The organism is Streptomyces ossamyceticus (assembly GCF_001418475.1).
GTDB lineage: Bacteria > Actinomycetota > Actinomycetes > Streptomycetales > Streptomycetaceae > Streptomyces > Streptomyces ossamyceticus.
Genome location: NZ_LIQX01000749.1, coordinates 1 through 6,914 on the forward strand (window position 1 = coordinate 1; position 6,914 = coordinate 6,914).

A 6,914-nucleotide genomic window follows, 5' to 3' on the forward strand; every position below is an offset into this window, starting at 1 on the left:
CCCCGGCGACCCGCCCGCCCCGGACGACGTCCGCGCGCTGCGCCGCCATGTCCGCGCCCAGATCGCCCGCACGGTGGGCGAGTTCAGCCGCTTCGGCGCGCCCGACCACGTGGTCGCGACCTCCAAGACGTTCAAGCAGCTCGCCCGCATCGGCGGCGCCGCCCGCTCCACCGAGGGCCTCTACGTCCAGCGCGACCTCGAGCGTCAGGCCCTGGAGTCCTGGGTTCCCAAGCTCGCCGGGATGACCACCGCCCAGCGGGCCGCCCTCCCGGGCGTCTCCGAGGGCCGCGCGAACCAGCTCCTCGCCGGGGCGCTGGTGGCCGAGGGCGCCATGGACCTGTTCGAGGTGGAGACCCTGGAGGTCTGCCCCTGGGCCCTGCGCGAGGGCGTCATCCTGCGTCGCCTGGACCACATGGGCACCGCCTAGGAGCCCTCCTCACACACGGGGGACGGCGGGGCTCGGAGGGCGCGGGCAGCGTCGCGGGCGACCGTGCGGGACCCGCGTCCGCCCGCGCCGGCCGCCTCCCGCGGCGATGTGGTGAGCGCCACCCGCTCCCGGCCAACCGCCCGCCCCTGCCCCACACGACGAAGCCCACCCTTTAGGCTGTGCTGCGTGGCAGAAGTGGTGCGGATCCCGGACGCGAAGGTCGCCCTGTCCACGGCCTCCGTGTATCCGGAGTCCACGGCGACGGCCTTCGAGATCGCCGCGCGCCTCGGCTACGACGGCGTCGAGGTCATGGTCTGGACCGACCCGGTCAGCCAGGACATGGAGGCGCTGCGCCGCCTCTCCGACTACCACCAGATCCCCATCCTCGCCGTTCACGCCCCCTGTCTGCTGATCACCCAGCGGGTGTGGTCCACCGACCCGTGGGTCAAGCTCCAGCGCGCCCGGGCGGCCGCCGAGAAGCTCGGCGCGAGCACGGTCGTCGTCCACCCCCCGTTCCGCTGGCAGCGCCAGTACGCGCGCGACTTCGTCACCGGGATCTGGCGCATGGCGGGCGAGACGGACGTACGGTTCGCCGTCGAGAACATGTACCCCTGGCGTTACCGCGACCGCGAGATGCTCGCCTACGCCCCCGACTGGGACGTGACCAAGGACGACTACCGGCACTTCACGATCGACCTCAGCCACGCGGCGACCTCCCGTGTCGACGCGCTGGAGATGGTCGACCGCATGGGCGACCGCCTCGGTCACGTCCATATGGCCGACGGGCGGGGCTCGGCCAAGGACGAGCACCTCGTGCCGGGTCGCGGCACCCAGCCCTGCGCAGAGCTGCTGGAGGGCCTCGCCCGCTCCGGTTTCGACGGCCACGTCGTGATCGAGGTCAACACCCGCCGGGCCATGTCCAGCGCCGAACGCGAGGCCGACCTCGCCGAGGCCCTCGCCTTCACCCGGCTGCACCTCGCCTCCTCCGCGAAGGTCCCGCGGCCGTGACGTCGGCCACCCCCCGCCGCCGGGGACGGCCCCCTCGTGCGGAAGCGGCCGACGCCCCCGCCGCCCGTGACCGCATCCTGGCCGCGGCCCGTGAGGAGTTCTCCGAGCGGGGCTACGACAAGACGTCGGTCCGGGGGATCGCGAAGGCCGCCGGGGTGGACTCGGCGCTGGTGCACCACTACTTCGGGACGAAGGAGCAGGTGTTCGAGGCTGCCATCACGCTCTCCTTCGCCCCGGCGGTCGAGGCGCCCAGAGCCGTCGAGGACGGCCCCCTCGACACCGTCGGCGAGCGGCTCACCCGCTTCTTCTTCGGCGTCTGGGAGAACCCCGCGACCCGTACGCCCCTGCTCGCGATCGTGCGGTCGGCCGTGAACAACGACACCGCCGCCGCCGTGTTCCGGCGGATCGTCGCCACCCAGGTCCTCCGCCGTATCGCCGGCCGGCTGGACGTCGCGGACGCGGAACTGCGGGCCGAACTGGCGGCGGCGCAGCTGGTGGGGATAGCGATGATCCGGTACGTGATCAAGGTCGAGCCCCTGGCGTCGGCGGATCCCGAGCAGATCATCAGACGAGTGGCCCCCGTGGTGCAGGCCCATCTGACGGCACCCCACTGAGGGCACCGAAAACCGAGACGCTCGTCCCGTCATCCGGACGAGGTGTCCGCCCACTGGATAAGCGGCGTACGCTCGACTTCAGTCATAACTCTCCGAAGGAGCGAGGCGAGCGACGATGCCCGAGCTGAGGTCCCGCACAGTCACCCACGGCCGCAATATGGCGGGCGCCCGCGCCCTTATGCGCGCCTCCGGTGTACCGGGCGCGGACATCGGCCGCAAGCCGATCATCGCGGTCGCCAACTCCTTCACCGAGTTCGTGCCCGGCCACACCCACCTCCAGCCGGTGGGCCGGATCGTCAGCGAGGCGATCCGCGAGGCCGGCGGCATCGCCCGCGAGTTCAACACGATCGCCGTCGACGACGGCATCGCCATGGGCCACGGCGGCATGCTGTACTCCCTGCCCTCCCGCGACCTGATCGCGGACAGCGTGGAGTACATGGTCGAGGCCCATTGCGCCGACGCCCTGATCTGCATCTCCAACTGCGACAAGATCACCCCGGGCATGCTGAACGCCGCCCTGCGGCTCAACATCCCGACGGTCTTCGTCTCCGGCGGCCCCATGGAGTCCGGCCGGGCCACCCTCGTCGACGGCACGGTCCGCACGCTCGACCTGGTCGACGCGATCTCCGACGCCGTGAACGACAAGATCTCGGACGAGGACATCCTCCGTATCGAGGAGAACGCCTGTCCGACCTGCGGCTCCTGTTCCGGCATGTTCACCGCCAACTCGATGAACTGTCTGACCGAGGCCATCGGCCTGTCCCTCCCCGGCAACGGCTCGGTCCTGGCCACGCACACGGCCCGCAAGCAGCTCTACGTCGACGCGGCCCACACGGTCATGGACATCACCCGCCGCTACTACGAGCAGGACGACGAGACGGTCCTCCCGCGCTCGATCGCCTCGTTCGCGGCCTTCGAGAACGCCATGGCCCTCGACATCGCCATGGGCGGCTCCACCAACACGATCCTGCACCTGCTGGCCGCCGCCCAGGAGGCGGGCGTCCCCTTCGGGCTGAACGAGATCGACGCCGTCTCGCGCCGTGTGCCCTGCCTGGCCAAGGTCGCGCCCAACGTCGCGAAGAACCGCACGTACTACATGGAGGACGTGCACCGCGCCGGCGGCATCCCCGCCCTGCTGGGCGAGCTGCACCGCGCGGGCCTGCTCAACGAGGACGTCAACTCCGTCCACAGCGCCTCCCTCTCCGACTGGCTGAAGACTTGGGACGTGCGCGGCGGCTCCCCGTCGCCCGAGGCGGTCGAGCTGTGGCACGCGGCCCCCGGCTGTGTCCGCTCCGCCGAGGCGTTCTCCCAGTCGGAGCGCTGGGACTCCCTCGACGAGGACGCCGAGGGCGGCTGCATCCGCTCCGCCGAGCACGCCTACTCCAAGGACGGCGGCCTCGCCGTGCTGAAGGGCAACCTCGCGGTCGACGGCTGTGTGGTGAAGACGGCCGGCGTGGACGAGTCGATCTGGACGTTCGAGGGCCCGGCGGTCGTCTGCGAGTCGCAGGAGGAGGCCGTCCAGAAGATCCTGCTGAAGGAGATCAAGGAGGGCGACGTCGTCGTCATCCGCTACGAGGGCCCCAAGGGCGGCCCCGGCATGCAGGAGATGCTCTACCCGACCTCGTACCTGAAGGGCCGCGGCCTCGGGAAGTCCTGCGCGCTGATCACCGACGGCCGCTTCTCCGGCGGTACCTCGGGCCTGTCGATCGGCCACGCCTCGCCCGAGGCGGCCGGCGGCGGCACGATCGCCCTCGTCGAGGACGGCGACCGCATCCGCATCGACATCCCGAACCGCACGATCGAGCTCCTCGTCGACGACGCCGAACTGGCCCGCCGCGAGCAGGCCCTGAACGGCGTCTACGCCCCCAGGAACCGTGAGCGGAAGGTCTCCGCCGCGCTGAAGGCGTACGCCGCGATGGCCACCAGCGCCGACAAGGGCGCCGTGCGCGACGTCTCCAAGCTGGGCTGACCCGTGTACGGAGGGCCGCCGCCGGGGATCTCCTCCCGGCGGCGGCCCTCCCGCGCGTTCGGCGCCCCAGTGACCACGGCACGCGCCCGGCCCGCCGGTCACGTCCGCCGGGCGGTCACCAGCCCGCCGGAGCCCCCGCGTCCACCCCGAACACCGTGCCGTCGGGTGCGCCCGCGAAGACACGTCCCCCGACGACGACCGGCGTGGTCAGCGCGGCCACGACCCGGTCGGTGTCGCCGAGCCGCGGGGGAGTCTGTCCGGTGAGCCGGCCCTTGCGGGCGTCGAGCGCGAGCAGCCGCCCGTCGGCGGTGGTGAAGTACACGTACCGCTCGTCGGCCACGGGCGCCGAGCCCTGCGCCACCCCCGTCTCGGCCCGCCACAGCTGCCTGCCCGCCTTCATGTCGACTGCCACGAGCGAACCGCCGATGCCCAGCAGATACACGCGGTCACCGCGGACGACGGCGAGCGCCTGCTCCAGCCGCACGGGCAACGTGAACCGGTCCGTCGTCCCGGCTTCGGCGTCATGGCGGACGACGCCCACCGTGTCGCCGTACACCCCGCCGCTGGCCACCAGGAAGAGGGCGTCACCACTGGCCCCCACCGGCTTCAGCGCACCGTCCAGCCGCGCGTCCCATGCGACGTCCCCGGTCTCGGGATCCACCGCGGTGACCCGCGTCCGCGCCCCCGCCCCCTCGCCGGTGACGCTCGCCACGTAGGCCGGCCCGTCCCCGCCGAACGAGGTGAAGTACGCCTCCCGCTGCCCGGGGACGGCACGGCTCCACAGCGTGTCGCCGGTCGCGCCGTCCAGGCCGGTGACGGTGCCGTCGGCCGAGGTCAGCAGGAGCACACCGCCCACGAACCGCCGACTGCCGTACGCGGTGAGGTCCCGTTCCCAGCGGACCTCGCCGGTCGCCGGGTCGAGGGCCTGCGAGCGCCCGCCGGAGTCCGTCGAGACGTGCACCAGACCGCCCGACACGACGGGCGGCTCACTGGTGTCCCCGCTGACGGGGTGCCGCCACAGCACCCGGCCGTCGGCCGGATCCAACGCCGACACCAGCCCCGGCTGCGCGCACACCAGCTTCCCCGCCCCGTACGAGCACTGCGGCGCCCCGGCCTTCTTCGGCGCCGGTTTCGTCGCCCAGGGTTCGAGCGCGGGAGCGGCGGCCACGGTCGCGCGAGGCGTGGCCGCACCGCCGCCGGCCGCGTCCCCGCCATCGCCGAACAGCCGCACCGAGCCGAGGACGGCGCCCACGACCAGCACCAGCGCGGTGGCGACGACGAGGACCCGCCGACGCGGCCGACCCCGCTCGCGCCGCGCTTCGGTGGCGTCCGCCGGACCGCCGTCGCGCTGCCCGCCGTCCCCCACGCCCGCAGCCGTACCGTCCGGGCCCGTTGACCCCTTTTCCGCCAGGGAGTCCCGCGCGCGCTCCCCGACCGCCCCCGACCCCTGCTCCCGCTGGGCCGGTATGAACGCCTGGGTGTCGTACGAGGCCGCCACGGACCGCAGCCGGTGCATCAGCTCGTCCGCCGTGGGCCGGTCCTCGGGCTCCTTGGCGAGGCAGTCCCGCACGAGCGGGGCGAGGTTCTCCGGTACGCCGGTGAGGTCCGGCTCGTCGTGGACCACCTGGTAGGCGACGACGTACGGGCTGTCGGAGTCGAAGGGTCCGCGCCCGGTCGCCGCGTGGACGGTCACCGAGCCGAGGGCGAAGATGTCGGCGGCGGGCCCGACCTCTCTCGGCCGCCGGAACTGCTCCGGGGCCATGAAGGGCGGCGTGCCTATCAACTTGCCCGTCTCGGTGCGCAGTTCGCTGTCCTTGGGTCGGGAGATCCCGAAGTCGATGACTTTGGGCCCGTCCTCGGCGAGGAGCACGTTGCTGGGCTTGAGGTCCCGGTGCACCACGCCCGCCCGGTGGATGTCCCGCAGCGCCTCGGCGAGCCCCGCCATCAGCCGGCGCAACTGTCCCGGCGGCATGGGCCCGTTCCGCTTGACGTGCTCGGCGAGGGTGGGACCGGGAATGAAGAGGGTGGCCATCCAGGGCCGGGCGCTGTCGGTGTCGGCATCGACGACCGGCGCCGTGAACGCGCCGCTCACCTGACGCGCGGCGGCGACCTCCTGCCGGAACCGCCCCCTGAACTCGGGGTCCTTGGCGAACTCGGCGTGTACCACCTTCACCGCGAGCCGCAGCCCGGACGTCGAGGTGGCCAGGTGCACGATCCCCATGCCACCGGAGCCGAGACATGACTCCAGGCGGTACTGACCGGCGTACTCGGGAAGTTCCGCTTCCGCTCCCGAACCGGTGTCCCGCTGTGGCGCCATGGGCACACCCCCGTGCTGTTCCGGCCGCTCGCGCGACGCACGGAGCCTAGTGGATGACGCGTACGAGACAGAGGCGGCTTGCTAGCCTCCGCGTGCGAATAAGGCACAGGTGTGCGTGGCTTGATTCAGGGGTATCAAAGGGTCCCCATGGCTGTCATGGGGTGAAACGGGGGGAGATTTCGCATGTCCATCGACCGCGTCGAAGAGATCACGGGCGACAGCGAGGGGGAGCCGACGGCCGAGACCGCCGCGGCGGTGACGGCAGCCGTCCGCTACTACTCGGTCGCCCCGGGCGTCCGCCTCAACGTCCGCAGCGGCCCGAGCACCAGCTACAGCATCGTCCGCGTCCTCTCCGAGGGCGCCAGGGTCCCGATCTTCTGCCAGACCCCGGGCCAGACCATCTCCGGCCCCTACGGCACCACCAACATCTGGGACAACATCGGCGACGGCGACTACATCTCCGACGCCTACGTCTACACCGGCGCCGACGGCTACGTGGCCGGCCGCTGCGGCTGACCCACCAGGGGCTACAGGTACGAGCCGAGAGGGACGCCCCCGCCCGCAGGCTGGGCGGGGGCG

Annotated in this window: 6 protein-coding genes; 5 read left to right on the forward strand and 1 reads right to left on the reverse strand. The window is 72.5% G+C overall.

The window, feature by feature from the left end; translation table 11 throughout:
• The 4 genes from AOK15_RS38015 to ilvD form a co-directional block, all read left to right on the forward strand.
• On the forward strand, positions 1 to 427 hold a 427-nt coding region (locus tag AOK15_RS38015; RefSeq protein WP_478078827.1), incomplete at its 5' end, for a Ppx/GppA phosphatase family protein.
• A gap of 186 nt (positions 428 to 613) precedes the next feature.
• Positions 614 to 1,435 (forward strand): sugar phosphate isomerase/epimerase family protein, encoded by an 822-nt coding sequence (locus AOK15_RS38020; RefSeq protein ID WP_079049281.1) that lies wholly within the window; start codon positions 614 to 616, stop codon positions 1,433 to 1,435.
• Positions 1,432 to 2,049 carry a TetR/AcrR family transcriptional regulator gene (locus AOK15_RS38025; RefSeq protein ID WP_055523370.1) on the forward strand — a complete coding sequence of 206 codons (618 nt, stop codon included), beginning with the start codon at positions 1,432 to 1,434 and terminating at the stop codon, positions 2,047 to 2,049. The genes AOK15_RS38020 and AOK15_RS38025 overlap by 4 nt, the downstream gene beginning before the upstream one ends.
• Before the next feature lie 115 nt (positions 2,050 to 2,164).
• Positions 2,165 to 4,018 (forward strand): dihydroxy-acid dehydratase, encoded by a 1,854-nt coding sequence (gene ilvD, locus AOK15_RS38030; RefSeq protein WP_055523373.1) that lies wholly within the window; start codon positions 2,165 to 2,167, stop codon positions 4,016 to 4,018.
• Between the two features lie 115 nt (positions 4,019 to 4,133).
• Here the strand turns inward: ilvD and AOK15_RS38035 are convergent, their stop codons facing one another.
• A complete protein-coding gene (locus AOK15_RS38035; protein ID WP_055523375.1) occupies positions 4,134 to 6,335 on the reverse strand; it encodes a serine/threonine-protein kinase in 2,202 nt (733 codons plus the stop codon).
• Positions 6,336 to 6,518: 183 nt separating this feature from the next.
• On the opposite strand from AOK15_RS38035, the gene AOK15_RS38040 reads away from it, so the two are divergent.
• Complete coding sequence (locus AOK15_RS38040) at positions 6,519 to 6,851, forward strand: SH3 domain-containing protein (RefSeq protein WP_055523377.1); 333 nt, start codon at positions 6,519 to 6,521, stop codon at positions 6,849 to 6,851.
• The last annotated feature ends 63 nt before the right edge of the window (positions 6,852 to 6,914 follow it).

Excerpts from the sequence above, each read along its gene's own strand:
- AOK15_RS38035 (WP_055523375.1), bottom strand. The coding sequence starts at position 6,335 with ATGGCGCCACAGCGGGACACCGGTTCGGGAGCGGAAGCGGAACTTCCC.
- ilvD (WP_055523373.1), top strand. The coding sequence starts at position 2,165 with ATGCCCGAGCTGAGGTCCCGCACAGTCACCCACGGCCGCAATATGGCG.
- AOK15_RS38040 (WP_055523377.1), top strand. The coding sequence starts at position 6,519 with ATGTCCATCGACCGCGTCGAAGAGATCACGGGCGACAGCGAGGGGGAG.